Annotated in this window: 24 protein-coding genes, 1 tRNA gene and 1 other RNA gene; 21 read left to right on the top strand and 5 right to left on the bottom strand. The window is 55.6% G+C overall.

Annotation, left to right across the window (positions count from 1 at the left end):
• The first annotated feature begins 99 nt into the window (after positions 1 to 99).
• Positions 100 to 627 (top strand): hypothetical protein, encoded by a 528-nt coding sequence (locus tag NFR25_RS01995; RefSeq protein ID WP_251197588.1) that lies wholly within the window; start codon positions 100 to 102, stop codon positions 625 to 627.
• Between the two features lie 132 nt (positions 628 to 759).
• Positions 760 to 3,282 (top strand): U32 family peptidase, encoded by a 2,523-nt coding sequence (locus NFR25_RS01990; protein WP_251197587.1) that lies wholly within the window; start codon positions 760 to 762, stop codon positions 3,280 to 3,282.
• A gap of 96 nt (positions 3,283 to 3,378) precedes the next feature.
• Here the strand turns inward: NFR25_RS01990 and NFR25_RS01985 are convergent.
• Both NFR25_RS01985 and NFR25_RS01980 read right to left on the bottom strand, forming a co-directional pair.
• Positions 3,379 to 3,452: transfer RNA gene (locus tag NFR25_RS01985), tRNA-Gln, on the bottom strand.
• Between the two features lie 175 nt (positions 3,453 to 3,627).
• Positions 3,628 to 4,578: a transglutaminase-like domain-containing protein gene (locus NFR25_RS01980; protein WP_251197586.1), complete on the bottom strand. Its 951-nt coding sequence runs from the start codon at positions 4,576 to 4,578 to the stop codon at positions 3,628 to 3,630.
• A gap of 329 nt (positions 4,579 to 4,907) precedes the next feature.
• Between NFR25_RS01980 and NFR25_RS01975 the strand changes: the two genes are divergently transcribed.
• The 6 genes from NFR25_RS01975 to NFR25_RS01950 all read left to right on the top strand — a co-directional run bounded on the left by NFR25_RS01975 (position 4,908) and on the right by NFR25_RS01950 (position 8,953).
• Positions 4,908 to 5,960, top strand: a complete 1,053-nt coding sequence (locus tag NFR25_RS01975) for a type II secretion system F family protein (RefSeq protein ID WP_251197585.1) — start codon at positions 4,908 to 4,910, stop codon at positions 5,958 to 5,960.
• A 63-nt stretch (positions 5,961 to 6,023) separates the two neighbouring features.
• The gene (locus NFR25_RS01970; protein WP_251197584.1) at positions 6,024 to 6,350 is read left to right on the top strand and encodes a hypothetical protein; all 327 of its coding nucleotides are present in this window, start codon (positions 6,024 to 6,026) and stop codon (positions 6,348 to 6,350) included.
• Positions 6,347 to 6,952, top strand: a complete 606-nt coding sequence (locus NFR25_RS01965) for a DUF4860 domain-containing protein (RefSeq protein ID WP_251197583.1) — start codon at positions 6,347 to 6,349, stop codon at positions 6,950 to 6,952. The genes NFR25_RS01970 and NFR25_RS01965 overlap by 4 nt, the downstream gene beginning before the upstream one ends.
• On the top strand, positions 6,949 to 7,368 hold the full coding sequence (locus tag NFR25_RS01960; RefSeq protein WP_251197582.1) for a hypothetical protein: 420 nt from the start codon (positions 6,949 to 6,951) through the stop codon (positions 7,366 to 7,368). Before NFR25_RS01965 ends, NFR25_RS01960 begins: the two co-directional genes overlap by 4 nt.
• Positions 7,368 to 7,802: a hypothetical protein gene (locus NFR25_RS01955; protein ID WP_251197581.1), complete on the top strand. Its 435-nt coding sequence runs from the start codon at positions 7,368 to 7,370 to the stop codon at positions 7,800 to 7,802. The genes NFR25_RS01960 and NFR25_RS01955 overlap by 1 nt, the downstream gene beginning before the upstream one ends.
• Positions 7,803 to 7,882: 80 nt before the next feature.
• Positions 7,883 to 8,953 (top strand): type IV pilus twitching motility protein PilT, encoded by a 1,071-nt coding sequence (locus NFR25_RS01950; protein WP_251197580.1) that lies wholly within the window; start codon positions 7,883 to 7,885, stop codon positions 8,951 to 8,953.
• Positions 8,954 to 9,278: 325 nt separating this feature from the next.
• Here the strand turns inward: NFR25_RS01950 and NFR25_RS01945 are convergent, their stop codons facing one another.
• From NFR25_RS01945 to NFR25_RS01935, 3 genes are all read right to left on the bottom strand, one after another.
• Positions 9,279 to 9,650, bottom strand: a complete 372-nt coding sequence (locus NFR25_RS01945) for an Hpt domain-containing protein (RefSeq protein ID WP_251197579.1) — start codon at positions 9,648 to 9,650, stop codon at positions 9,279 to 9,281.
• Positions 9,650 to 11,278 carry an HD-GYP domain-containing protein gene (locus tag NFR25_RS01940; RefSeq protein ID WP_251197578.1) on the bottom strand — a complete coding sequence of 543 codons (1,629 nt, stop codon included), beginning with the start codon at positions 11,276 to 11,278 and terminating at the stop codon, positions 9,650 to 9,652. Before NFR25_RS01940 ends, NFR25_RS01945 begins: the two co-directional genes overlap by 1 nt.
• A 99-nt stretch (positions 11,279 to 11,377) precedes the next feature.
• Positions 11,378 to 12,253 (bottom strand): putative manganese transporter, encoded by an 876-nt coding sequence (locus NFR25_RS01935; RefSeq protein WP_251197577.1) that lies wholly within the window; start codon positions 12,251 to 12,253, stop codon positions 11,378 to 11,380.
• A 163-nt stretch (positions 12,254 to 12,416) separates the two neighbouring features.
• Here NFR25_RS01935 and rlmB point away from each other — a divergent pair, with 163 nt between their 5' ends.
• From rlmB to NFR25_RS01870, 13 genes are all read left to right on the top strand, one after another.
• Positions 12,417 to 13,178 carry a 23S rRNA (guanosine(2251)-2'-O)-methyltransferase RlmB gene (gene rlmB, locus NFR25_RS01930; protein ID WP_251197576.1) on the top strand — a complete coding sequence of 254 codons (762 nt, stop codon included), beginning with the start codon at positions 12,417 to 12,419 and terminating at the stop codon, positions 13,176 to 13,178.
• Positions 13,179 to 13,238: 60 nt separating this feature from the next.
• Complete coding sequence (locus NFR25_RS01925) at positions 13,239 to 13,784, top strand: NYN domain-containing protein (RefSeq protein WP_251197575.1); 546 nt, start codon at positions 13,239 to 13,241, stop codon at positions 13,782 to 13,784.
• Positions 13,785 to 14,159: 375 nt separating this feature from the next.
• Positions 14,160 to 14,951: a 30S ribosomal protein S2 gene (rpsB, locus tag NFR25_RS01920; protein ID WP_251197574.1), complete on the top strand. Its 792-nt coding sequence runs from the start codon at positions 14,160 to 14,162 to the stop codon at positions 14,949 to 14,951.
• A 79-nt stretch (positions 14,952 to 15,030) separates the two neighbouring features.
• Positions 15,031 to 15,900 carry a translation elongation factor Ts gene (tsf, locus tag NFR25_RS01915; RefSeq protein ID WP_251197573.1) on the top strand — a complete coding sequence of 290 codons (870 nt, stop codon included), beginning with the start codon at positions 15,031 to 15,033 and terminating at the stop codon, positions 15,898 to 15,900.
• Between the two features lie 111 nt (positions 15,901 to 16,011).
• Entirely contained in the window at positions 16,012 to 17,280 is a 1,269-nt protein-coding gene (gene murA / locus NFR25_RS01910) for a UDP-N-acetylglucosamine 1-carboxyvinyltransferase (RefSeq protein WP_251197572.1), read from the top strand.
• Positions 17,281 to 17,367: 87 nt separating this feature from the next.
• Complete coding sequence (locus NFR25_RS01905; RefSeq protein WP_251197571.1) at positions 17,368 to 18,909, top strand: LCP family protein; 1,542 nt, start codon at positions 17,368 to 17,370, stop codon at positions 18,907 to 18,909.
• A complete protein-coding gene (locus NFR25_RS01900) occupies positions 18,906 to 20,204 on the top strand; it encodes a bifunctional folylpolyglutamate synthase/dihydrofolate synthase (RefSeq protein WP_251197570.1) in 1,299 nt (432 codons plus the stop codon). Before NFR25_RS01905 ends, NFR25_RS01900 begins: the two co-directional genes overlap by 4 nt.
• A 60-nt stretch (positions 20,205 to 20,264) precedes the next feature.
• An RNA gene (gene ffs, locus NFR25_RS01895) (signal recognition particle sRNA small type) lies at positions 20,265 to 20,358 on the top strand.
• Between the two features lie 67 nt (positions 20,359 to 20,425).
• On the top strand, positions 20,426 to 21,094 hold the full coding sequence (locus tag NFR25_RS01890) for a VTT domain-containing protein (RefSeq protein ID WP_251197569.1): 669 nt from the start codon (positions 20,426 to 20,428) through the stop codon (positions 21,092 to 21,094).
• A 5-nt stretch (positions 21,095 to 21,099) separates the two neighbouring features.
• Entirely contained in the window at positions 21,100 to 23,481 is a 2,382-nt protein-coding gene (gene dnaX / locus NFR25_RS01885; RefSeq protein ID WP_251197568.1) for a DNA polymerase III subunit gamma/tau, read from the top strand.
• Between the two features lie 33 nt (positions 23,482 to 23,514).
• On the top strand, positions 23,515 to 23,823 hold the full coding sequence (locus NFR25_RS01880) for a YbaB/EbfC family nucleoid-associated protein (RefSeq protein WP_251197567.1): 309 nt from the start codon (positions 23,515 to 23,517) through the stop codon (positions 23,821 to 23,823).
• Positions 23,824 to 23,827: 4 nt separating this feature from the next.
• A complete protein-coding gene (gene recR, locus NFR25_RS01875) occupies positions 23,828 to 24,424 on the top strand; it encodes a recombination mediator RecR (RefSeq protein WP_251197566.1) in 597 nt (198 codons plus the stop codon).
• Positions 24,425 to 25,078: 654 nt separating this feature from the next.
• Positions 25,079 to 25,582: a PaaI family thioesterase gene (locus NFR25_RS01870; RefSeq protein WP_251197565.1), complete on the top strand. Its 504-nt coding sequence runs from the start codon at positions 25,079 to 25,081 to the stop codon at positions 25,580 to 25,582.
• Positions 25,583 to 25,764 lie beyond the last annotated feature (182 nt).

Genomic DNA, 25,764 nt, shown 5'->3' with positions numbered 1-25,764 from the left:
CCTTTCAAGTTGCTCTTGTGCACGCGGCACTTCATCGGTCGAAGCAGGCACCATCTTCAAAAGACGGATCTCAAGGGAGCTGCTCCCATAAGGAAAAAAGTGAAGGAAGCTATGACGAACAAGACGAAAACGATCTCTCTTCAGGCCCGTTTTGCGGGCATCTTGGCGGCGCTTGGCATTGCTTGTGCGTTGCTCTTGACAGGCTGTGCATCGGGCGCCACTCAGGCGAACGACCCTCAAACGCTCAACCGCCAGTACATGGCGAATGTGAACCAGATCATGGAAGAGATCGATGCAGAGATGACCGAATTCGCCACCATCATCAAAGATGGCGAAGTCGTTTCGCTCAGCACGCAGTTGGCCAATATCAATAATTCAGTCGATAAGCTCAAGGATCTTTCGGTGCCTGACGACATGAAGGACATCCAGTCCGATTATGTGAAGGGTGTTGAGGAATTGCAGAGCGCTTTCGCGGCTTATGTGGCGCTCTACGAAGACGTGAAGGCACCTGAGAACGGCAAATTCGACTATGGCACCTATGGCAGTCGCCTGGATGATGTGCGCTCTCATTATGAAGCAGGCATCGAAGCGATCCAGAACGCTGATCAGAAAGCTTCCGACGCCTAGGTTCGCCCGACAGTCTTTCTGAGCGTGTAGCGGCTAAGCTCAGGTGAGACATGCCGCCGACATCATATTCGTAGATCCTGCACGGGGAAGCGCATGCGCTGTTCTGGTGCAGTGCCATATTCAGAGGAAGCCATGAAACGAATCGAACTTTTAGCGCCAGCAGGGAATATGACCTGCCTTCATGCAGCGGTGAGTGCGGGTGCGGATGCGGTCTATCTGGGCGCATCATCGTTCAATGCGCGTCGCAGTGCCGATAACTTCACCATCGAAACGCTGCAGGAGGCTTGCACGTATGCCCACTTGCGTGGTGTGAGGGTGTATCTGACGGTGAATACCGTGATATTGCCCTCCGAGATCTGGGATGCTCTCGAATTGGCGCGGCAGGCTTATCGTGCAGGTGTCGATGCGTTCATCGTGCAGGATTGTGGTCTCGCGCAAGAGATCGCCCGCACCATTCCTGGTGCGCGCGTGCATATCTCTACTCAGATGAACACGCATACTAAAGACGGCATCGTGGCCGAAGCCGCGCTCGGTGCCAAACGCGTCACGCTCGCGCGCGAGCTTTCGCTTGCTGAAGTGGCTGATCTGAGCCACTTCGCTGCCGATCTTGGCATAGAGACCGAATGCTTCGCGCATGGTGCGCTGTGCGTATGCTATTCGGGACAGTGCTTCATGTCGTCGATGGTTGGAGGTCGTTCGGCTAATCGAGGTATGTGCGCACAGGCATGTCGTCTGCCCTATGAACTACGGAACAAGGCGTTGCGCAAGCCGCTCGAGGCACCTGGTGAACATCTGCTCTCGCCCAAGGATCTATGCACAGCTGAGATAATCCCCGAACTCATCCATGCGGGGGTCTCTTCGCTCAAGATCGAAGGCCGCATGAAATCGCCCGAATACGTCAGCTGCGTCACGCGCGTCTATCGCGCGGTGCTCGACCGCTTCTATACGTGGGCACACGTGCAGCTCGATGACGACGTCTCGTTCGAGGATCTTGATTGGAGAAATGCGCCTCGCGCCACCGAGGAAGAGCTCCAGCAACTCTCTGATGCGTTCTCGCGCGGATTCACTACGGCTTATCTTGAAGGTCAGCGAGGCAACGAGATCATGGGCTACGGTCGCCCGAATAACCGCGGGAGCTTCGCGGGTCGCGTGGTGAAGGTGAAGGGGAGCCGGGTGGAGATCGATCCAGCGCTTTCGCTCGTCGAAGGTGATGTGATCGAGTTCTGGACCAATAAGGGACACGTCATCCACCAGGTTTCTGAACTGAAGACGCTGCCTGACGGTCATGTGGTCATGCAGGTAGAGAAGCCGCTCGGTCAGGGTGATCGCGTATTTCGTGTACGCAGTGCAGAAGCGGCATTCCACGATAGCGCTTCAGATTCGCGCATCCCCATCCAGATCAGGGCGAAGCTTGCTCTTGGCGAGCCGCTCTCTATCGAGGTCTCTACGTCGAATCCCTGGCGTGGGGGAGCGCTCGAAGCTGATGATGCTCCTGCCGTTGCAGCGCTTCCTGATGTGGTGAGCGTGAATGTCGAAGGCGATATGGTTGAGCCAGCGCGTACCAAGGCGGTATCGCGTGAGGAGGTGGTCGAGCATATCGATCGTCTGGGCTCGACGCCCTTCATCGCTTCTTCGGTTGAGGTCGAGCTCGATGAAGGCGTTGGCATCGGCTTCTCCGCGCTCCACAAGTTACGTGCTCGTGCTTGTGAGCAGCTCGAGAAGGCACTGCTCGCTCCCTTCGACCACCGTTCGCTCGAGAGGGCGCCATCGCGCGTTTATGCCCCGCGTATCCGCAAAGGTTCTTGTAAGGTCGCGGTACTTGCCACGAATCCTGCGTGTGCGCGTGCAGCAAAACGTGCAGGTGCCGACCTGATCTATGTTCCCGTGTTGAACTATCGTCGCGGTGAAGCGATCATCGCTGGCCAACGCTCTGAGACCGCTGAGCAAGCGGGTTATCCGAAGCAGTGCATCCCTGTGATGCCCGTGGTCTCACACGATGGTGACGAGCAGCGTCGTGGCGGCTTCGATGTGTGGAATCGCGTGAAGGAAGATAAACCGGTCATGGTTCAGAACCTCGGTCAGGTCATCCATGCCACCGAACTCGGAGCAGCGCTCGAGATCGGCCCATTCTTGCCGTTCACGAACCGCATCGATCTGCAGCTGGCTCACGACTTCGGTGCTGATCGAGTGTGGCTCTCGCCAGAGTTGACGCTCTATCAGATCGAAGAGTTAGGGGAGGTCAGCCCTGTGCCGTTGGGTCTTACCATCATCGGTCAGACTGAACTGATGGTGACCGAGCATTGCTTGCTCATGAGCCAGGGGCCGTGTAATGAAGACTGCGAACATTGCGCACGCCGAAAGAGCCCGCATTTCCTGAAGGATCGCAAAGGTTACGAACTGCCCGTCGTTACTGACGCGTTCGGTCGCAGCCATTTGTATAACGCGGTCGAATTCGATGTGGCACACGCTGCCCCCGATCTTATCGCAGCAGGCATCTCTGCTTTCATGGTGGACACGACGTTGATGAATGTTGAGCAGGTGACCAAGAAGGTTGCCCGTGCCGTGCGTGCTCGCGATATCGCTCTCAAGAGTGGTGATCGTGTCTCTCGCGCCGATGGCACGACCACAGGTCATCTTTTCCGTGGCGTAAGTTGATCTTGGCGTTTTGGATCTTGACCTTGTTTTGAGAAAAGCCTGCCGTGCGCAAAACAAAAGCCCCTCTTGATCAGAGGGGCTTTCTTGTGTCGAAACTGGCTGGGCCAGCAGGATTCGAACCTACATAGCTGGTACCAAAAACCAGAGTCCTACCATTGGACGATGGCCCAGTTTCTTCGCTCAGAACGAGCCATACATGACCGTTCCTTACGAGGTCAAGATTATAACGTATTTCCTGAAGCCACACCAATCGTGTTTTGAAAACCGTCCAGGACGAAAAGGGGACGGAGGCGGGACGGAGGCAAAAGTGCCCCAGATGTTCTTGCGCCGCTCCCGATCATGCGATCAGTAGACGTAGCGGTCGGTGTAATTGCTGCCATCGCCTACGGTGGAGCCCGCGCCATTAGCGGCGAAGGTCAGGTCTACCCGGGTCCAATCTTTAGGATTCACGGTGAAGTGGGCGGCTTTCCAGCTGCCATCTATCCACACCATGTTCCAGGCATGATAAACGCCATCAGGTGAAACGTAACCAGTCACGATCTGGCAGGGGATCCCTAAGCTGCGAAGCATCGCAGCAGCCAATGAAGCATAATCGAAGCAGATGCCACGCTGGGTCTGGAGCGTCTCATCGGGATCGGGGATATAGCCCGACTTACCCGCTAATTGTTCGGCTTTCGCATTATCGTATGAAACATTGTTCTCGATCCATTCGTAGATGAGCCGTAGTGCATCGCCTTCATTTTCAGCGTTTTGGGTCAGCTCGCGGGCCTTCCAGACCACCTGGCTGTTCTCATCGTAATCGCAAAAGACATTGGGAACCAAATAAGGCGCTTGTTCGGTCTGGAGCTTGGCATTCACGCTGGTGGAATACAGCTCAGCGTAGCGCGAGCCCGATGTGTTCTGCATGACCGAGATGGTGTAGGTGCCATTGCCCATGTCAAGCGGAGCGATGATAGGTGTGCCATCCGAGGGCATGTCGTAATTCATGGACTGACCGTTCTTGGTCACTTGGAGCTTCAGGCGGCTGCCCGAAGTTGCTGAGGCGCCCACATATCCTAAGGATGCTTGGGATATGTCGATGAATGCATTGTTCTGACCAGTGGCTGCCGAAGCATTGAAGACCGACAGCGCGATGTTGCTCGGTGGGGTGAAAGGGTCGCCCGCGGTATCTTCGGCGGTTCCTTCGCTGGTAGCACCGCCACCACCGCCGCAGCCCACCAGAAGACAAGCGCATATCACGCATGCGATCAGCGCAAAGAGCAAGCTGAGCAAAGATATGTTGCGCGTTCTAGTCACCGATCAGGGACCCTCTTCCTGTGCCCATCTCAAACAGGATGGTGTCAGCGAATCTTCAGGCCAGAGGACATGAAAGACCCTCAAGCCTAGTCGAACCATTATAGCGAGATGCCGCGCAAATCGAAAGCAAGCGCGCTCGCTGTCGAACAAACTCAAGAAAATTGCACGTTTACCTTACTATTTCTTCAAGTATAGACTGTTCACGGCGTATTTTCATGGAGTTAACGCTACAATAGAGAGCTAGTGAAATCGTTGGCGTGGTCAAGGTAGCTGCGCCACTAACCATAGTTTGGCCCCCTGTTCGCCAGGGCCAGATAGGAGCACACATCATGGCACAGCGTCTTGCAGATAGTGCTGCGGTCAGCGTCTTTTGCGATAGCGTTGCACTCATGCTCTCGGTTGGCATCCAGACCGATGAAGCGGTCCATATGCTCGCCGATGATATGGGCGATACCTCATTCGGTAAAACTTGCAAGCAGATCTACCGAAGCCTCATCAGCGGCAAGAGCCTCGCGCAGTCCATGCAGGATACGGGCGTGTTCCCGCGCTATGCCACCGACATGGTGGCGGTGGGCGAGCGCTCTGGCCATCTGGAAGATGTGCTGCGTAGCTTGAGCGTCTACTACAGCGAAGAGTCGCGCCTGTTCTCGAAGATCGCTTCGAGCATTGGTTATCCCACTGCGCTCCTCTGCATCATGAGCGTCATCTTGCTCTTTGCTGTCATCGTCATCTTGCCAGTGTTCATCGGCGTTTACGAACGCCTCTCTGGTTCGCTCACCGCTGGTTCGTTCAACGAGGTCAGCATCGCGATCGGTATCGGCTGGGTCGCGCTGGTCGTCACGCTCGTCTTGGCTATCGTGTTCGTTGTAGCTATGATCATGACCCGCTTCCCAGGCGGCAGGCAGTCGCTCTTGAAGTGGCTCGAGAAGATACCGCTCACGCGCGATGCTATGTATGAATTGGCCCTTTCCCGCTTCGTTTCAGCGCTCGCCATCTACATCGCATCGGGCCTGAATACGGATGAGGCCATGGATGCCTCGCGTGCAACGGTCACCCATGACCGCTTGAAGGGCAATGTTGCGAAGACCTATGAGCTCATGATCGATAGCGAAAATCCGCGTAGTATCGTGCAAGCCATCAGTGAGGTCGAGCTCTTCGATGCGGTGTATGTGCGCATGCTCACGGTCGCTTCCCGTTCGGGCAGCTTGGATAATGTGCTCATCCAGCTCTCCTCGCTGTTCTTCAATGAAGCCATCTCCGACATCGACGAGGTCATCGACAGCGTCGAGCCTATCATGGCGGCATTCCTTACCGTAGCGGTGGGCGCAACGCTCATCTCGGTCATGCTGCCCCTTATCGGCGTCATGGGGTCGATCAGCTAAGCGGCGGGTCACACCCGATCTTGCGTTCAATGAATGGCGAATCCAAGGTTATAAGGATCAAGCGTGTATAAGGAACCAACGAAAGAGCAGCGCAATAAAACGCGCAATCGCATCATCACCGTGGTGGTCGTGGTGTGCGCTCTTGTCATTGCGCTCGTTATCGCTCTCAACGTCGTCTTCTCGAACGCGCGTGAACAGGGTGCAGCCTCGATCCGTAATACCATCCTGAATGCGGCGATGCAGTGTGCGGCTATCGAAGGATCGTTCCCTACGAATCTTTCCTATCTCGAAGACAATTACGATCTTCGCGTGAACCATGAAGACTATGTCGTCATCTATGAGGTGCTCGGCAGCAACGTGCTTCCTAGTATCGTGGTGGTGCCTCGATGAAGCGCTCGAAGAAGCATATGACCATCGCAACACCGCTGCTCACCGATGCACTCTCGACGCCAGCGCGTTTCGCATTCGGCGAAGTTGACCAGACCAATGCGGTCTTCCAGCCTTCAGCGCTGCGTTCCACGAAGAAGCCCAAGAGCGAATCGACCAATCGCATGTTCGCTGCGGTCCTCTTCGGCTTGTTCATCGTAGTGCTACTCTTCACGTTCTTCTTCGGCATCAATGTCTACCAGTCGCTCAACAATCTGGCGGAAGATGAGAGCACGCAGCGTGTCGAACAATCATTTCTTGCTAATGTCATCCATTCCAACGACATCCATCATGCCATCCGCGTAGGTGAAGGCCCCGAAGGTCGCTCGCTCGTATTCTTCGAGACCGTGGAAGGCGCGGGAAGCTATGAGACTCGTCTGTATTCTTATCGCGGTTCGATCGTTTATGAATATGCGCTGGCAGGTACCCCTTACGCTCCTCAGAAAGCGCTCGAGCTGTTCGAATCCGAGCTGTTCGATTTCACCTATTCGGACAATCTGCTCACCATCTATACCGACAGCGGCAGTGTTGATATCGCACTGCGTAGTGAAGAGGGGGCTGCATGATGAAGCCGCTCTTTCGTGCCACTACTCAAAAGCAGACCCACAGTCGCTCAGGTATCGCATTCATCATCGAGATGCTCATCTTGTTGGCGCTGGTCTGCGGTTGCTTCTCGGTGCTCATCGAGATGTTCGCCTATGCAGAGCAGAAGGGTGAAGATAACTACAGCCGTGTTGAAGCGGTGCATCTTGCCGCTGATGTGGCTGAAGCTTTCGCCGCCGACCCACTGAGCGTGCCTGAAGTAGAAGTGGTGGATGATCTGGTCGCCTACACTTCGGTCACCGATGAGCCTCAGTCCACTGGTACGCTCTATACGGCTACCATCAGCGTCTACGATATTGAAGATTCAAGTCCTGAAGAAGGCCCTACGCTCTATTGCGAACTCGAGACTGCTCGGTATGTGAAGGCGGGTGAGCGTTGATGGCAGGAAGACAGGGATCGGTCCGTGTCGGGCCAGTGAGCATCCTCGTGCTCACTATCGTGTTGTGCTTGGCGGTTATGGCCGTGCTCGCACTCACTACTTCGCGGGCTGAAGAGTCCATCACCTCGCGTCAGGAAGCATCCACCATCGAGATGTATGCGAACGAACTTGAAGGCCAGACCTTCCTTGCCAGACTTGATGCAGCGCTCGCAGCATCACCGACGGTCGCAGCAGCGCTCGATTCTCTCGATCTGCCTGAAGGCGCTACGTTCGAGAATGGCGTGCTGAAGGTTGCATTCGAACAGCCTGGAGGCAGGCGTTTGGATATAGAAGTGTCAATACCGAACAAGTCGGGGTATCAGGTCATCGCCTGGCGCGCCTCGACCGAATGGAATGAAGACGACCCCGATGTGATCTTCTGGTCAAGCTCATAGCTCACATCGAAAGAACATCGAACGGATCAACGGAATCAATAGCGGGATCGAACACGCTACGAAGGGATAGGAAAGAAGAAATGAAGATTAGGGAATTACTGCAGGAAATGGTGGATCAGAATGCATCCGACATCTTCGTCATCGCTGGTTTGCCCTTGACCTATCAGGTCGACGGAAAGCAGGTGCGCTGGGATGCACCGCTGATGCCTGCTGACACAGCCGAGGTCGTTCGTGCTATCTACGGCCTTGCGGAAAGGGATATCGAACCGTTCCTCAATTCGTACAATCGTGACGACGACTTCTCCTTTGCGGTCGCTGGCCTTGGCCGCTTCCGCGTGAACGTCTTCCGTCAGCGCGGTTCGCTCAGTGCCATCATCCGCATCATCCCGTTCACGCTCCCAACCCCTGAAGCTTATGGCATCCCTGATGAAGTCATGGCTTGTGCTGATTTCCAAAAGGGATTGGTGCTGGTCACGGGTCCTGCAGGCGCTGGTAAATCCACCACGCTCGCATGCATGATCGATCGTTTGAATCATGAACGTAGCGGTCACATCATCACCATGGAAGATCCTATCGAGTTCGTTCATCGTCATGATAAGTGCATCGTCACTCAGCGCGAAGTTCCCACCGACATCGCTACCTATTCCGAGGCACTCCGTTCTGCCATGCGTGAATCTCCCGATATCATGTTGCTCGGTGAGATGCGCGACCAGGATACTATCGGCACTGCGGTGACCGCTGCCGAGATGGCTCAGCTCATCTTCTCCACGTTGCATACTACGGGTGGCGCGAATACCATCGACCGCATCCTCGATTCCTTCCCTGCGAATCAGCAGCGTCAGATCCGCATGCAGCTCTCCATGGTCTTGCAGGCTGTGGTAAGTCAGCAGCTAGTGCCCAGCGTTGATGGCGGTATGGTCGCTGCTTTCGAGATCATGCGCGTTAATCCTGCCATCCGTAATCTGATCCGCGAAGAGAAGACCCATCAGATCGACAGCATCATCGCGGCGAACAACGAAGCTGGCATGCGCACCATGGATCAGAGCCTGTTCGACTTGGTCAAGGAAGGCAAGGTCGAAAAAGAGATCGCTCTGCAGTATGGCATCCATCAGGAAGCACTCAAGAAGCGCTTCGACGCAGAGGGTATCTAGTTCGAAGTAGTTCGAAGTTTGCCCGTGCGCATTGGGCTATCGTCTCCCGATGGCCTGCTCGATCTTGTCGGGCGAATATCGTGCAATAACAAACCCCGTTGCAATGAAGCGACGGGGTTTGTTCGTCTTACGGCCTTTGGTATTGAGGGATGCGGCGGTCACAGAAGGCTACCGCAGGAAGAGGAGTGACGGTGCTGTGGCATTGCTAACACGCCCTTCGAGCGCGCTTGCCAGCGTTGTCGGCATCGTCAGCGTGTCCGCGCCGCATCATTGATAGCGGCCGCGAAAGCTTTTGATCGTCTAGGGTCGTCTAACTCCCGATCGCCTACTGGCGGAATGCCGCGATCGCCTCAGCAACGCGGGTGTATTCTTCCTGAAGTGCTGGAAGCAGCTCTTTGGCAAGATCGGGGTTGTTAGCGCGGAGCGCTTCGCATACCTCGCTGGCATTCTCTGAAACCACGATGAAGCCCATGTCGCGCGCAACGCCCTTCAAGGTATGAGCAGCGCGGAAAGCTTCTTCCCAGTTTTGAGATTCCATGTTCGAGATAAGGTTCTGATAACTGGGGTCGTCCGCGAACATGGTGACGAATTTCGCGATGCGATCGTTGTTGCGCAGGCGTGCCACGACGCCTTCGTAGTCACCGCCAGTGACTTGGTAGAGCGCTTCAACACATTCAGTAGGTACAGGATTAGCCATTAGTTGCTCGTTTCTTCGGGGGTGACATTATGGATATAGGTAGTACCGTGACCGCTCGAAAGTTCGAAAGGTGCTTCGAGCCAATCACTGGGTTTATCCCGACGCAAGATCTTGCCGATATAGCCGGTAAGCTGGGCTTCATCTTCGTCGTCGTAAGCCCAGAGCGATTTGGCCACGATAGTGCAATCGTAGCGATCGCCGTTATCGTTGATGGTGAAATCGAGCCTGATCAGCGGATCATGCGGAGTGGTCTGACGGATCGCTTCTCGCAATCCTTCGATGGTATCTGCTCCCACCACTTCGATGAGCTTCTCGTTTTCGGTCGGGTTCGAGATAGAGGTGGGGACCTCGAAGCGTTTCGATGCCCATACAGGGATGGAGAGCGTATCGAAAGCAGCGTTGTAGTCGAATTGCAGCTCGCGCGATACTTCTGCCGAGAAGTGATTCTTCTGGCGTTCGGTATCAAGCTGACCGAGCACGTATTCGGTCACGTCGAGCGATTCGGTATTCTGGATCGCGGGAGTGATGGCCTGTAGCTCTTCGAAGCTGTCGAATACTTGACCGGGCTTGCTCAGTTCTTGTTGGATGGTGTCTTGAGCTTCGACCAAGCATTCCAAGAGCAGTGGGTTGAAGGAGCCGCATTCACCATTCAAGATCATTTGAACAGCCTTTTCGTGGCTGAAGGCTGGCTTGTACACACGCTCGCTCGTGAGCGCATCGTAGACGTCTGCCAGTGCGACCACCTGTGCTGAAATAGGGATCTCGTCGCCCTTCAATCCATCAGGATAGCCACGACCATCGTAGCGTTCGTGATGCCAACGCGCGATCTCTCGAGAAGCTTTGATAAGGGGTTCTTCTTGGAAGGGCACATCGGCGAGCATCTGGTGACCGATCACCGTATGCGTCTTGATGTGCTCGAATTCATCATCGGTAAGCTTGCCGGGCTTGTTCAAGATGTGCTCGTCGATGGAGATCTTGCCGATATCGTGCAAGGCGGAAGCCTTCACGATCAAGTCGCGATCGGTGTAGGACAGGTGATACTGGCTGGTATGCTTTGCGATCTCGGCAAGTAGGATCTCGGTGATCTTGCCGATATTGATGACATGCATGCCGCTCTCACCGTTTCGGAATTCAACGACATGCGAAAGGATGGTGACCATCAGGTTGCCATTGCGCTCCTTTTCCAGGATCTCGTTAGCGACCATGTTCATCAACTGACGCTGCTTGGCATAGAGCTTCACCGTGTTATCCACACGTCTGATGACGATGAGCTCGTCGAACGGGCGATTGATGAAGTCGGTAACGCCCATGTTGTAAGAGCGTTCGATGAATTCAGGGTCATCCTGGGTGGAGATGCAGATGACGGGGATGTACTGGATCCAGCGGTATTTGTTCATGGCCTCGAGCACGCCAAAGCCATCGACCTTGGGCATGACCATATCCAATACCACCAGCGAGATCTCTGCTGCATGTTGCTGCAGGATAGCAATGGCTTGTTCGCCATCTTCAGCTTCGAGGATGTTGTACTTATCTTCAAGGATGTCGATGAGCAGGTCACGATTCATCTTCGTGTCATCGACGATCAGGATGGTGTTCTTGGTTGTATCGTTCGTCGCGATAGGTCTCACGTCCTTATCAGAGAACCGAAAGTTGACAGACTGATATGCCCATTATAAAGCGGAAATTACCATGCTCGTTCGCAAGCTCGAAAAATTCATCGTTATCGCTTATGCGAACGTGATACCCGCGACCATGAAGATGAGCCCCCAAACAACGCCGGTGCCCCAGAGGATGGCCAGGATGCCGATATTCTGCTTTGCAGAGTGGTTCGCGCGGAACAGGACCAGGATGCCCACGCCCGCAGAAACGAGCAGACCGCTCATCATGGATGCCGTGGAGAGGGTGCCTTCCAAGAACAGCTCGGTGATCACGACGCTTGCCGCGCAGTTAGGGATCAGACCTATGGTGGCGGAGACCAAGACCGACAGCACGGGCTGAGTATCGAGGAATGCGGCTAGTGTATTCTGTCCTACGATGTCGATGAGACCATCGATCACCAGCGTGATGAGGAATACGAAGAAGGTCACTTGCAGCGTGTGAGAGATGGCGCTGCGCAAGATACCGCCTTCTTCTTCGCCGCAACCGCAATGGTCGTGCTCGCACATATGGTGGATATTCATCTTCTCGTGACGCTCGCGGCGAACGAAGCGCTGGATGGCATCGATCAAGAAGCCCATGAACATGCCGATGACCAGCTTCGAGAGCATGATCATACCGATGATGTTAAGGTCGGCCTGTTCAGCCAATAGTACGGGCAGCATCTCATCGGAGGTTGCTAGATAGACCGAGATGAGCGTGCCGAGCGTGATCACGCGTCCTGCATAGAGCGTAGAAGCAGCCGCCGAAAAACCGCATTGGGGGAAGATGCCCACGAGCGCACCGACCAACGGACCCGCCACGCCAGCTTTCTTGATCAGCTCTTCGGTCCTATCGCTGGCTCGATGCTCGATGGCTTCGATGATCAGATAGGTGACGAAGAGGAACGGCACCAAGCGCAGGGTGTCGATGGCAGCGTCGCTCAAGATGTCGAGAAGTAATTCCATAGGGCTGAATTCTAGCACTCTCCGGTGCGCTGACCGCAGATGCGCTGGTCACTGTTGGGAGAATGTTAGATAATAAGGCTCACTGGCTCAAGCTGATCGTCTTGCACCCCGTGCGAATGAGAAAGGTCGGGCCAGTTGTCGAACCCGAACACCAAGGATCGTTATGGCTGAATATATCGAAGGAAAGCGCCCTGTTCTCGAGGCGCTCAAAGTGGGCGTGCCAGTCCAGTGCCTCTATGTAGCAGAAGGCACTCATGGCGACAAAGCGATGAGCGACCTCGTGAAGCGAGCCCACAAGATGGGTCTTTCCGTGAAGCAGGTAAAGCGCGCTGAACTGGATAAACGATCAGAGCGAGGATCGCACCAGGGCGTCATGCTCGAAGCGCGTCCTTATGAATATGTCAGCGCTCAGTCGCTCATCGATGCAGCGTTGGCGCATGCCGAAGAGAACAACGGAAATGCGCTCATCATCGTGCTCGACCACATCACCGATGCGGGCAATCTGGGTGCTATCGCGCGTTCGGCCGAAGTGGTGGGAGCGAGTGGCTTGGTCATTCCCAACAAGCGCAGCGCACGAGTTACCGCAGCTACCTATAAGAGCTCAGCAGGTGCGGTCTCGCATATTCCTGTTGCTCAGGTAGCCAATATCTCACAGTTCATCGACCGCTTGAAGAAGAGCGGGTTTTGGGTGGCGGGCGCTACCGAGAAAGCGCCGCAATGCATCTGGGATGCACCCATGGCAGGCAAGCTCGCTTTGGTCATGGGCAATGAAGGAAATGGTCTTGCACGCCTTACGCAAGAGCAGTGTGATTTCTTGGTCAGTCTTCCGCAGGCAGGCCAAGTTGGCTCTCTCAATGTGGCTCAGGCGGCGACCGCGTGCATGTATGAGTGGATGCGTCAGGCGCGCGTGCAAGATCAAGGGTAAGCCTTGAACATGAGCGCAGGTAGCACCTGAAAGCGCAGACGAGCAGACCGAAGGCAAGCGATGGCAGAGAAACGCACGAAGATATTGATCGTTGATGGCTATAACGTATTGCGCAGTGGTTCGCGCTATCGTTCCATGCGCGCTCAGCCTGACTACACGTTCGAGAAATACAACCAAGTTCGTGAGGCGCTGATCAGTGATGTCGCGGCTTTTGCGGGCAGCGAGTACGAGTCGGTCACGGTGGTGTTCGATGCAGCAGAGAACGCGGAATCGGCAGGGAAGGTTCAGAAGATCGGCCGCGTAAAGGTGATGTTCTCGCCCTATGGGTCAAGCGCCGATAAGGTGATCGAGAAGCTGGCCCATGATGCACGTGAGCGCGATCACGAAGTATTGGTGGTCACGAGCGATGCCACTATTCAAGATACGGTCTTCGGCGGTATGGTCACGCGCATGAGCGCCAATGGCTTCTCCATGGAAGCAGATGACCTGCAAGATGAAGCCAAATCCGACAACCAGGCGCGCACCAAGCGCAAGGCCACTGTCGCCGATCGTCTCAACAGTGAAACCGTTAACAAGCTAAAAGCCCTCCGCGACCGATTGTCATAGGAATGGCAGTCTCCCTGGTTGCTGCGGCTGCAAGAAGAGTCAGGTGCCAGTGAGGTATCAGATTCTCTCGATGCGCAAATTTTGATTAATAGGACATCGAGCGACCGCACGAGCCCGAAGGGCGAGCAGGGTAGCGGGAGAATATGAACCTCGCAGGCGTCTGACTCTTCGGTGCTGCGGTTCGCATTGCTCCGTTCACGAAGTATGTACTAGGCAGGGGCGGGTTCTTCCTCTACAATAGCAAGGCTGCTTCATACGCGGATCGTTTGGAGCGGCTGATCTATCACACATGCATGGTGGACCTGCGTTCGCTAGTGGCCCAATAGGTTGCGGAACAGGGATGAAGCCGTGCAGAGGACTAACGAATGGAGAACCATGGCAAAGATCAATCTTAAAGCCCTGCTCGATGCAGGCACGCACTTCGGTCATCAGACCCGTCGCTGGAACCCTAAGATGAAGCCCTATATCTTCGGCAATCGTGGCGACATCTACATCATCGACCTCAAGCAGACCCTCTATGGTCTGGACTCCGCATTCTCCGAGGTATCCCGTATCGCTGCTAAAGGCGGCACCGTGCTGTTCGTTGGCACCAAGAAGCAGGCTCAGGAATCCGTTGCTGAAGCTGCTAATCGCTGCGGCATGCCCTATGTGAATTCCCGTTGGTTGGGCGGCATGCTCACCAACTTCGTCACCATCCAGTCTCGCGTCAAGCGCATGGAAGAGCTCGAGGCAATGGAGGCTGATGGTCGCATGGAGAAGCTTCCCAAGAAGGAGCAGATCCTGCTGAAGAAGGAACTGGCTAAGCTCCAGACCAACCTCAACGGCATCCGCAATATGAAGCGCATCCCTGATGCAGTCTTCGTTGTGGACACCAATCGCGAGCAGATCGCTATCCATGAAGCTCGTCGTCTGAGCATCCCTATCGTAGGCACTCTTGACACCAACTGCGATCCCGATGATGTCGATTTCGGCATCCCCGCTAACGACGACGCGATCCGTTCGGTCCGTCTGCTGTGCGACTTCATCGCTGATGCGGTCATCGCTGGTACGGGCACCGAGGTTACCGTCGAGGAAATGGCAGCACCTTCTGAAGCAGCAGAGGTCGTCGAAGAACAGGCTCCTGTCAACGAAGAGCTTCAGGGTAACCCCGAGGAAATGCCTCGTTAATCGAGCATTTCGCTTCACTGATCAACTAGGGGCAGGTTCGATGGTCGGCCTGCCTTCTCTTTCAAGAAAGGATCTACCTATGGCACAAGTTACCGCAGCTATGGTCAAAGAACTCCGCGAGATGACCGGCGCAGGCATGATGGAATGCAAGAAGGCTCTTGTTGAAGCCGATGGCGATATGGACAAGGCCGTTGACGTTCTTCGTACCGCAGGTCTTGCTTCTGTAGCGAAGAAGGCTGGTCGTGCTACTAACGAAGGCGCTGTTGTCGCTCGCGTTACCGAAGACATGCGCGCTGGCGCTCTGGTCGAGCTCAACTGCGAGACCGACTTCGTGGGCATGAACGAGAAGTTCCATCACTATGCAGAGAAGATCGCGAAGGCTGTTCTCGAGAATGCTCCTGCAGATGTCGAGGCACTGCGTGCTTCTAACGTTGAAGGCGAGACCGTCGAGGCTGTTATCACTGACGCTATCCATACCTTGGGCGAGAACATCCAGCTCGCACGCTTCGCTTATGCCGCTCAGGCAACAGGTGCTGTTGCAAGCTATGTTCATGGCGGCGGCAAGATCGGCGTTCTGGTCGAGTTCAATTTGGGCGACCCTGAGCTGGTCTTCAAGCATGAATTCAAGACCTATGGTCGCGATATCGCTATGCAGGTCGCTGCAGCATCTCCAGTCGCTGCAACTCGTGACGCGGTCGACCCTGCGATCATCGCCCACGAAATGGAGATCTACAAGGCTCAGGCTGCTGAATCTGGCAAGCCCGAGAACATCCAGGAGAAGATGGCTACTGGCCGTCTGGAGAAGTACTACAAGGAAAACGTGCTCACCGAGCAGGCTTACGTGAAGGATCCCGATAAGTCCGTTGCCGACTACACCGCACAGGTCGCTAAGGATCTGGGCGCATCTATCGAGATCGTCAGCTTCACCCGCTTCGTCTTGGGCGAATAATCCAAGCTCCAAACCTTCAAAGGCCCTCTGTTTGTTTTGCGAAAGCCTAGCAAGCAGAGGGTTCTCTTTTATAATGGGTGAGAGATCCATGCTGATGATGGGACGCGCGCTATGGCAGAAGAAATAATCGTCACACGCGGTTGCGGCAATCTTTCCGGAACTGTTCGCGTGAGCGGGGCAAAGAATTCCGCCCTTAAGCTCATCGCTGCTGCTTTGCTCGGGCAAGGCAGGTCCGTTCTTCATAATGTTCCGAACATCTCTGATATCGACATCATGATCGAAGTGTTGCGCAGCTTAGGCGCTACGGTCGAGCGCGAGGGTCATACCGTTGCTATCGACACCGCAGATGCCACTGGCTTCGAAACGCCTTATGAACTGGTCTCGAAGATGCGTGCGAGCATCTCTATCTTGGGGCCGCTCATCGGTCGCTTCGGTAAGGCTCGCGTGGCGATGCCTGGCGGCTGCAAGATCGGCGAGCGCAAGATCGATATCCATTTGAGCGTGCTCGAAGCGCTCGGCGTCACGTTCGCTAACGATCATGGCTATCTCTACGCGTCCTCGCCTAACGGGCTCCATCCTGCCAAGGTGTTCTTGGATTTCCCGAGCGTGGGTGCTACTGAGAATATGCTGATGGCGTCGGTCACCATCGAAGGAACCACCGTCATCGACAACGCGGCTCGCGAACCTGAGATCGTCGATCTGGCGAACATGCTCAACGAGATGGGTTGCAAGGTCCAGGGTGCTGGCACTTCTACCATCGTGGTCCAGGGCGTGCCGCTTGCAGACCTGCATCCTTGCGAGCATTGGGTAGTGGGAGACCGCATCGAGGCGGGTACGTTCCTCACTATCGGTGCTTTGTTGGGTGGCCCCATCACGGTCGAAGGTATCGACCCCGATTTCCTGCGTACGGTCATGATGAAGTTCGAGGAAATGGGCGCAACGGTCACCACCTCTGAAGATTCCATCACGGTCCAGCGTACCGAACCACTTCAAGCTACTGACATCCAGACGCTTCCGCATCCTGGATTCCCGACCGACTTGCAGGCACAGTTCTGCCTGCTCACTGCCTTGGCTGAAGGCCGATCGGTCATCTCTGAGAACATCTTCGAGAATCGCTTCATGTTCGCAGCTGAGCTCAACCGCATGGGCTCGGACATCAACCTCGATGGTCATCATGCGCTCATCACTGGTGTCTCGGGTCTGCAGGGCGCTCCGGTCTCTTCGCCAGACTTGCGCGGTGGCGCTGCGCTCGTCATCGCTGGTTTGGCAGCGGAAGGCGAAACGCGCATTCACGATATCTACCATATCGATCGTGGCTACGAGGACTACGTGGGTAAATTGCGCTCGCTGGGCGCGAGCGTGGAGCGCATCACGGTCTAATGACCTATAATGAATCCTGTAATTGAAGCTTAAACGGACTAGTCGGGCGAGGTTCTTACCCTGCGCTCGGATCATGGTGGGGAATCTATGCCTACAAAACGCAGCTCATCGCGCCCTTCGCGTTCTTCGGGGCCATCGCGCCGCTCGAAGCGTACGAGCTCGCCGGCTGTGTTCGGCACCCATGCCACGCCCCGATCATCCACATCTCGCCGTCCGAGCGTGAGACGCTCGAGCAAATCGGCCCCAACGCTCCGTCAGTCAGTTCGCGGCACCACCGCTAAGCATTCTACGCGCCGTCGTTCTCCTGCCTCGGTCAACAAGCGTTCAGCAGAGATCCATCAGATGGAAGTTTCCACGAACTCTGTCGATCAGCGCACGAGCCAGCATGCTGGCAGCAGATCGCGCGCTCAAGAGTTCATGAAGCGTCGCCGCCGTAATAACCTCATCCTTGCAGGTGTGGTCATAGTGGTCGTGGCGCTTCTTGTATTCGGTATCGCATCGTGCGCCTTCCGCACGTTCGCTTCAGCATCCATGGCCCTCAATGACGAAGCAGTCTCGAATGAATTGGTGGCGGTCGAAGAAGATCAGCCCTACTACGTGCTGCTCGTTGGTCTTTCTAACTATGAAGAACCTTCTGAAGCGGCAAGCTTCATCTCTATCTTGCGCATCGATGAGCAGAACAACGAATTCTCGTTGCTCAACATCCCGAACAACATCAAGGTCAGCTACAACCAGGGAGAACAGGATCTGCTTCGCAATATGGTCCGCCATGGGGGAGAGGCTGAACTGGTGCGCGCGGTGAAGAATTACACCGACATCGACTTCGCACACTATCTGCGTATCACTGAAGAGGGCCTCGAGAAGCTCGTGGACGATATCGGTGGTGTTGAGGTGAATGTCCAGTATCGTGTCGATGACCCGCGCGTGGGTCATGTAGTGGTGCCTCCAGGACAGCAGAACCTTACGGGTGAGCAGGCGGTCGCGTTCGTCAGTGCGACGAATTTCACCAGTGGTCGCACGCAACGTATGGACAATCAGCTCGAGCTGTTCTTCAATTTGCTCAATAAGATGACCTCCAAAGAAGGCCTCGGCTGGATCAACGATTCTGATGTGGTGTCTTCGGCGATCAAGACCGATATGTCCTATGACCTGCTCTCGAGCCTTGCTTCCATCTATGGCAATGGCGCAGCATTCTACACCTCCACCATGCCTGGTTCGCAGTACTTCTCCAATGATGTCATCTGCTTCGCGCCGAATACGTCCACGTGGGCGCAGACCAAGGAACGTTTCTTGAATGGTGGCGACCCGAACACGAGCATCGATACTTCGGGCGTGGATAAGAGCAAGCTCTCTATCGTGGTCCAAAACGGTTCAGGCACCGATGGTTTTGCAGCGCAAGCGGCCCAGATCCTTGAGCAGCACGGTTATACCATCCAGGATACGGGCAATGCCGATTCCTTCGTCTATACCGAAACGCTCGTTATCTACCGAAGCCAAGACGATGAAGCTGCCGCAGAGGCCATCGTTGCCGATCTTGGGATAGGGCGCGCGGTCTATGGCAGCGTGTATTACAGCTTGAAGACCGACATCCAGGTGGTGGTCGGCCAAGACTGGAAGCCGGTCAATTGATCGACCCCATCGCCTATATCAATGCGCCACGATGGCAAAATGTGAGCTTAGGGCTCGATCGCACGCGCGAGCTGTTGGAGCGTTTAGGAAACCCTCAAGATTCGCTTCGCTTCGTGCACGTGGCAGGAACGAACGGGAAAGGTTCTACCTGCGCGTTCATCGCGTCAGTGATGCAGCAGGCAGGCTATCGGGTAGGTCTTTTCACAAGTCCTGCGCTCTATCGCTTCGAAGATCGCATTCGGGTGAATGGCGAGAACATCCCCTATGGATCGCTCGGTAAGGTGACCGAACAGGTACGCATCGCGGCCGAGGCCATGGAAGAGCATCCCACCGAATTCGAGCTGCTCACTGCAGTAGCGTTCCTGTATTTCGCCCAACAGCAGTGCGATATCGTAGTGGCGGAAGTGGGTCTGGGCGGACGACTGGATTCCACTAACGTGATCGAGACCGTAGAAGTTTCGGTCATCACACCCATCGCGCTCGATCACTGTGCACTGCTCGGCTCAACGCTTGCGCAGATCGCGCATGAAAAAGCGGGCATCATCAAGCGAGGTGTTCCTGTTGTCAGCGCGCCTCAAGGCAAATCAGTGCTCGCAGTTCTCGAACAGAGCGCTCATGCGAAGGCCACGACGCTCGAAGTGGTCGAACCTATGCAGCTTGCCTTCGCGTCAGGTCTGCTCACTTATGGGGACCGCACGGATCTGAAGCTCGGACTTGCCGGTGCCTATCAATCCATCAATGCAGCTACGGCGCTCGTTGCGATCGATGTGCTTCGCGCCCGCGGCTGGAATATTTCCGAAGAGTCCATTCGTCAGGGACTTTTACGGGCTCGGTGGGCAGGACGCTTCGAGCGTGTGTGCGAAGATCCGCTCATCATCTTCGATGGGGGACATAATGTTGCAGGCATGGAAGCGCTCGCTGGCGCTCTTGACCAGGCTTATCCCAACAACGAGCGCATCGTGGTCACTGGCGTGCTCGAAGATAAGGACTATCGCGGGATGGCTCCGATCCTGGTTCGTGTTGCCAGTGAGATCATCACCATCACGCCACTCAATCCTCGCGCGCTCTCTGCCGCCGATCTTGCTCGCGTTCTCCAAGACGTTGCCACCGCAGAGCAGCGTCCTCTTCCCATAAGTGCTGCACCGGATGTTGCACTCGGTGTTCATCAGGCTTTAGATCGTGCTCGTCAGCTTGCGGGCAATAAGGCGAACCCACCGCTCATCTGCGTTTGCGGCAGTCTTTATATGCTCGGCAGCGTTATGGAAGTTTTGCGCCAGGCAGGCCTGCCTTTGTAGCGCGCCTTCAATTCAGGTATACTTTCAACCGTTGCACTCAGTGCATGATGTGAATATCTCGAATGGGCTTGGGCGGCGCCAAGTTCCGAACCTGGTCAGGTCCGGGAGGAAGCAGCCATAAGGGACCGCTGACGAGCGCCCTTGCCTATTCGGGATATTCGTCTTTTATCCTAGAAGCGAAACGAACCGTGGCGCGTGCGCCTCGCGAGAAGGAAAGCCTGTTGGACATCATCAATTTCTTCATCGGTCTGTTGAAGGACCCGCGTGCGTTCATCGCTGGCTGGATCATCGCTCTGGGTCCCGTGTGGGTATATACACCGTTGTTCTTCATCGTGTTCGTGGAAACGGGCGTGGTGTTCTTTCCCTTCCTACCAGGCGATTCATTACTCTTCGCGGCAGGTGTGTTCTCGGCTGATGGCGGAGGCTTGAATATCGTAGCGTCGCTTGTGGTCTTCTACGCGGCAGCCATTTTGGGTAACACCTCGAATTATTGGATCGCGCGCTTCTTCGGATCGCGCATCATCGATTCAGGTAAGGTGAAGGCGCTCACTCCTGAACGCATGGACAAGCTCGACTATTTCTTCAAGAAGTACGGTGGTCTTACCATCGTCATTACGCGCTTCATGCCATTCTTCCGCACCTTCGCACCCTTCATCGCGGGCATGGGGCATATGAACTTCTCCAAATTCACGCTGTTCAATTCCATCGGCGGCATCGCATGGGTCAGCCTATTCGTGCTCACAGGCTACTTCTTCGGCGGTGTTCCGTTCGTACAAGAGCATTTCGAAGTGATCGTGCTCGGCATCGTTGCAGTATCGGTCGCACCGGCTATCATCGGTGCGATCAAAACGGCATTGAGCTCGAAGAAGAATAAGAAAGAGAAGGCATAAGAGCTATGGCAGAGGCACTGTATAGGAAATATCGTCCGTCCACGTTCGAAGATGTGGTTGGCCAGGAACACATCGAGCGTACGCTCAGGAATGCGATCGAGCAAGAGAAGCTCTCGCATGCTTACCTGTTCTGCGGTCCGCGCGGTACGGGCAAGACCACCATGGCGCGCATCCTTGCAAAGGCGTTGCTCTGTGCGCTTGCTCCAACGGTCGCTCCTGATGGTACGTGCGAAGAGTGCGAGCTAATCGCTTCTGGTACCCATCCTGATGTCTACGAGCTCGACGCAGCGAGCCGAACGGGTGTGGAGAATGTGCGCGAAGAGATCATCAATCGCGTGCATTATGCACCTTCGCGTGGCACGTATAAGATCTACATCATCGACGAGGTTCACATGCTCTCGACCGCAGCGTTCAATGCGCTGCTCAAGACCCTCGAAGAGCCCCCAAGTCACGTGGTGTTCATCCTTTGTACCACCGACCCGCAAAAGGTTCCCGACACCATCCAGTCACGTTGTCAGCGCTTCGACTTCCACCGCTTGAGCGTGGATGAGATCGTTGCGCGTCTTGGTGCGGTCTGCGTGCAAGAGGGGATCGAGTTCGACCCTGAAGCACTCGAGTTGATCGCCCATCAAGCGGGTGGTGGCATGCGCAATGCACTCACTTCTCTTGAGCAATTAGCAGCCTTCGGTGAAGGCCGCGTCACGCTCGATGGCGCGCATAATATCTTGGGCACGCTCGATGATGAAGGTCTGTTCGAGATCGTGGAAGCGCTTGGCAGACACGACGCGGCAGCGTGCTTCACCTGGGTCTCGCGCTATGTGGAAACAGGTGCTGACATCGCTCAATTCGTGCAGGATCTGGCAGAGCATATGCGTAACCTCTACCTTTTGAGCTTGACCGACGCCGATGTGGAGATCTCGGTCAGCAGCACCGCACGCGCATCCATGGAATCTGAACTCGAACTGTTCGGTCCTGAGCGCTTGAGTCGTGCTCTAGGCGTATTGGGCGATCTTATGAAGGAGCTGCGTGCTACCACGAATTCACGCCTTGCGTTCGAGATCGCGCTCACGCGTCTGCTTCGCCCTGAATCCGATCTGACCATGGAGGCGCTTGCTGAACGCTTGGAAGAAGTGGAGATGAAGATGCTCTCCATGCCTTCTGGCGTGGTCGTTGCTCCAGCTTCGCAGGCAGCGCAAGCAGCACCGCAGGCGGCCGCTGCAGCGCAGCCCGCACCCGCACCTGCTCCTGTAGCCGTGACCGAACCTACGGTGCAACCTGCACCTGTGCCGCAACCGAATCCAACACCTCAGCCTACGCCCGCTCCGCAAGCGGTGCCCACGCCTGCGCCGCAGCCAGCTGCACCTGTTCCAGCATCGTCATCACCGCAAGCGCCTGCCACCGCGCCTGCACCAGCCGCCGCTCCCGTGCAAGCAACGGCTCCTGCATCAGCTCCCCAGCAAGCTCCGAGCGCTGCGCCTGCGCAGTTCGATTTCGCCAATCCTGCTGCTCTTCAGCGTATGTGGCATCAGGTCACTACTACTTTGCGTAAGACCAATCCTGCTCGTGGCGTGTTGTTCATGGGTGCGAAGATCGAGCCCGACCCCACCAATGGGGGAGTGAACATCGTCTTCTCTCCTGATTCGAGCTTCGCTTATTCTGCGGCTCAGAAGAAGGAGGTGAAGGACCTGCTCGCACAGACCTTCATCGATGCGGTCGGTGGGTCGGTGCCTTTTCAGTTGACGATGGGCCAATCTCACGGCGGTACTCCCCAAGCTGCAGCTGCATCTGTGGCTCAACCCACGTCTGCACCTGCCGCTGCCCCGCAGCCTGCGGCAGCCCCAGCGCCTCAACCTGAAGTCGCACCCGCTGCTGCGCCTGCCGCAGCAACTGCAGTTCCACCTACGTCCGCACCTGCACCTGCACCTGCACCTCAGCCAGCAGGTCAGCCCGCTTCGGTCCCTGCAGCCCCTGAAGCAGCTTTGCCTCAAGAGGCCCCAGTGCCAGCCTCAGCTCCTGTACCTCAGTCGCCTCTTGCGCAGGAGGCACCGGCGACGCGTTACGAAGACGAATCTCCTTTCTTCGAAGACAGCATGCCAATAGATCATCAACCTGCAGCCGCAGAACAAACCTCTGTGCCAGCACCCACCGCACCGACCGCAGTACCCGTAGCTGAACCAATGGCAGCGACGGCGCGGCCAGAAGCTCCTGCTGCTCAACCTGCATCTGTACCAGCCAGCCCCTCTGAGGCAGCTCAAGCCACAAGCGATCCTGCTCAGACGGCGGCTGCCGGCAGCTCTGTCCCAGAAGGCGAGGTCAGTGAGAGTGATCAGATCAAGCAGATTCTCACTGCAAGCTTCGGCGACGGTGTGAAGTTTGATACGATATAACCGCTCACTACGATAGACGAGGAGTCATTCTCTATGGATATGCGACAGATGATGCGCCAGGCGCAGAAGATGCAAAAAGAGCTGAACAAGGCCCAGGAAGAGATCGCAGCGATGAGCTTCGAGGCCACTGCGGGTGGCGGCATGGTTACCGCAACGGCATCAGGTGATATGAGGATCACCGCTCTTTCCATCGACCCTGAAGCGGTCGACCCAGAAGATGTTGAGATGCTGCAAGATATGGTCACGGCTGCGGTCAATGAAGCGCTCGCAGGTGTTTCTGAGCTCAGCAATCAGCGCATGAATGCGGTCACGGGCGGCATGAGCATCCCGGGACTGATGTAGGTCTGTGTACGCAGCTTCCGCAATACAGAACCTTCTTGACGAACTGGAGCGACTTCCTGGTGTAGGACCGAAGTCCGCTCAGCGTATCGCCTACTGGATCCTCAACAGCCCCAAGGCTGATGCGATCCGCCTTGCTGATGCGATCTCTGAAGTGAAGGATACGGTGCATTTCTGCACGCAATGTTTCAATTACGCTCAGGGCGACCTCTGCGATATCTGTGCGTCTACCAAGCGTGATGGATCGATCATCTGCGTGGTCTCTGAACCGCGCGATATCCCTCCCATCGAGCGCACGGGAACGTTCTCGGGGCACTATCATGTGCTCGGTGGTGCGCTTTCTCCGCTCGAAGGCATCGGACCTGACGATCTTCATGTAGCAGAGCTCATGGCTCGTCTTTCAGATCCGAACATCTCTGAAGTCATCCTTGCGACCAACCCCAATGTAGAAGGCGAGACCACCGCAAGCTACCTTGCGCGCCTTATCAAGCCCACGGGTGTCACGGTCAGCCGTCTTGCCAGCGGGCTTCCTGTTGGCGGCGACCTCGAATTCGCCGATGAGGTCACCCTTGGTCGCGCCATCGAATCTCGCCGCATCCTCTGACCTGGGGACGGGTTCAATTCTGTCCGGGACAGTTTGGGGACAGGTTCAAATCGGAAGTCTTTTGGGGTGCTGCGGCTGCAAGGTAAGGGTGTATGATTTACCCGCTACCCTGTTCGCCCTTCGGGCTCATGCGGTTGCTCTCCAGTTTTGTTTACACGAACCCAGCTCAGGCTGGGTTCTATCTTTTAGATTAGCTATGCGAAGTAAATTCTGCGCCCTTACCTCACATCCGCAGCACCGCGCACGCGTACGGTGAACCTGTCCCCGAACGTGAAGGCGCGTAAACGTAAACGAGCCCGCATGATGCGAGCTCGTTCGTCTTTCCTTTATCGAGGTCTTCGTGCGAGAAGCTTCTGTATTAGTTCATCTAGTAGCCCCTAAAAGCTGCATTTCTTTGTACATTGATACAGGAAGATCACCTCACCCGAGGCGACCGTTTAACCCCTCACACCTGCATACGCCCTGTTCAGACGAACATGGACGCATTATCTATTATCGGCATCTCTTATAGGCCCAGACGCGTGAGGCCAGCTAAAATTAGGTGAATGACCACGTCTTTTATCTGCAAGGTAGCCTAAAACTAAGAATTGATTGGCGCGGACAGGTTGCCTAAACTAGGGAAAAGAGAAGAAGACCACATGTGAAGGGAGCATCATGAGCGACTTGTATGCTGCTGAGATGAGCTGGATGGACGAGATCGACCCGAGCAATCAGGACGAATTCCTCGTTGCCGTAGGAAAGCGTGATACGGAGACCTTCAACGGCAAGCTCGGTATTCGCTTCACGGAACAGACCGCCGACCGCACGGTGGCCGAGATCGATGTGACTCCCGATCTCTATCAGCCATTCGGTTTCCTGCATGGTGGCGTGACGCTAGCTCTCATCGAAGCGGCAGGGAGCCGTGCGGTAGAGTTGCGCGCGGACTTCTCCAAAGAGCGTGTGTTCGGCGTGCACATGGAGATCGATCATAAGAAGCCTGGCAAGTTCGGTGCTATTCGTGCGATCGCAACCTTCGACCACCAAGAGAAGAACAAGCAGTTCTGGAAGATCGAGGTGCGCGACGACGAAGGAGATATCGTTTCAGAGGGCACGTTCGTCACCAAGATCGTTTCCCTTGAGCGCCTGGCTCAAAAGGAGGCTGAGCGCGCTCAGAAATAGCACATCGATCCAGTTTGTGAACGACTTATGAAGGGCACATCGCGTGCCCTTTTCTTATCTCACCTGCGATTTTCTAAATGCCGAAACTTTTTACCGATGTTTTTGAAAATAATCCTTGACGCCGCTATCGTGGGCGAGGATAATACTGCCTTGCGCGACTCACGAGACGCGTGGCGTCATCG

Source organism: Anaerotardibacter muris (genome assembly GCF_943192915.1).
GTDB lineage: Bacteria > Actinomycetota > Coriobacteriia > Coriobacteriales > Eggerthellaceae > Anaerotardibacter > Anaerotardibacter muris.
The sequence above is the reverse complement of the archived record's forward strand: the minus strand, read 5'-3'. Positions and strand labels throughout refer to the sequence as shown.

Excerpts from the sequence above, each read along its gene's own strand:
- NFR25_RS01990 (WP_251197587.1), top strand. The coding sequence starts at position 760 with ATGAAACGAATCGAACTTTTAGCGCCAGCAGGGAATATGACCTGCCTT.
- NFR25_RS01975 (WP_251197585.1), top strand. The coding sequence starts at position 4,908 with ATGGCACAGCGTCTTGCAGATAGTGCTGCGGTCAGCGTCTTTTGCGAT.
- NFR25_RS01965 (WP_251197583.1), top strand. The coding sequence starts at position 6,347 with ATGAAGCGCTCGAAGAAGCATATGACCATCGCAACACCGCTGCTCACC.
- NFR25_RS01960 (WP_251197582.1), top strand. The coding sequence starts at position 6,949 with ATGATGAAGCCGCTCTTTCGTGCCACTACTCAAAAGCAGACCCACAGT.
- NFR25_RS01955 (WP_251197581.1), top strand. The coding sequence starts at position 7,368 with ATGGCAGGAAGACAGGGATCGGTCCGTGTCGGGCCAGTGAGCATCCTC.
- NFR25_RS01950 (WP_251197580.1), top strand. The coding sequence starts at position 7,883 with ATGAAGATTAGGGAATTACTGCAGGAAATGGTGGATCAGAATGCATCC.
- NFR25_RS01945 (WP_251197579.1), bottom strand. The coding sequence starts at position 9,650 with ATGGCTAATCCTGTACCTACTGAATGTGTTGAAGCGCTCTACCAAGTC.
- NFR25_RS01935 (WP_251197577.1), bottom strand. The coding sequence starts at position 12,253 with ATGGAATTACTTCTCGACATCTTGAGCGACGCTGCCATCGACACCCTG.
- rlmB (WP_251197576.1), top strand. The coding sequence starts at position 12,417 with ATGGCTGAATATATCGAAGGAAAGCGCCCTGTTCTCGAGGCGCTCAAA.
- NFR25_RS01925 (WP_251197575.1), top strand. The coding sequence starts at position 13,239 with ATGGCAGAGAAACGCACGAAGATATTGATCGTTGATGGCTATAACGTA.
- rpsB (WP_251197574.1), top strand. The coding sequence starts at position 14,160 with ATGGCAAAGATCAATCTTAAAGCCCTGCTCGATGCAGGCACGCACTTC.
- tsf (WP_251197573.1), top strand. The coding sequence starts at position 15,031 with ATGGCACAAGTTACCGCAGCTATGGTCAAAGAACTCCGCGAGATGACC.
- murA (WP_251197572.1), top strand. The coding sequence starts at position 16,012 with ATGGCAGAAGAAATAATCGTCACACGCGGTTGCGGCAATCTTTCCGGA.
- NFR25_RS01905 (WP_251197571.1), top strand. The coding sequence starts at position 17,368 with ATGCCTACAAAACGCAGCTCATCGCGCCCTTCGCGTTCTTCGGGGCCA.
- dnaX (WP_251197568.1), top strand. The coding sequence starts at position 21,100 with ATGGCAGAGGCACTGTATAGGAAATATCGTCCGTCCACGTTCGAAGAT.
- NFR25_RS01880 (WP_251197567.1), top strand. The coding sequence starts at position 23,515 with ATGGATATGCGACAGATGATGCGCCAGGCGCAGAAGATGCAAAAAGAG.
- NFR25_RS01870 (WP_251197565.1), top strand. The coding sequence starts at position 25,079 with ATGAGCGACTTGTATGCTGCTGAGATGAGCTGGATGGACGAGATCGAC.